We start from the raw sequence: 251 nt of genomic DNA, 5'->3' as shown, positions 1-251 counted from the left end.
GGGTAGATTAACTTCATGTCATGCTTAATTACTTCATCAATAATATTAATCTTAGGATTCTCTCTCCAAGAATGTAGTATTTTTTCAATTTTACTTCCCTTAACTGAAAAGTTGTTGCGGTGGTTATCCATAGCCAGAATATTATCGACTAAGTAAGCGTCAGAGAATGCTTTATCAAGTCCCTCAATTGCTGATTTTGCACAGCTTGCCAAAGTTGCTCTAAATTTCACTTCACCAAACCATAATGCAAC

1 protein-coding gene is annotated in these 251 nt (G+C 35.1%); it reads right to left on the bottom strand.

Annotation, left to right across the window (positions count from 1 at the left end; genetic code table 11):
* A partial coding sequence (locus tag SB765_RS32090) for a hypothetical protein (protein WP_410932822.1) occupies positions 1 to 251 on the bottom strand: 251 nt, incomplete at both ends.

It is taken from the genome of Pseudomonas sp. SIMBA_067 (assembly GCF_046534675.1).
In the GTDB taxonomy this organism is placed as follows: domain Bacteria; phylum Pseudomonadota; class Gammaproteobacteria; order Pseudomonadales; family Pseudomonadaceae; genus Aquipseudomonas; species Aquipseudomonas putida.
This window is presented reverse-complemented; position numbering and strand designations above follow the sequence as displayed.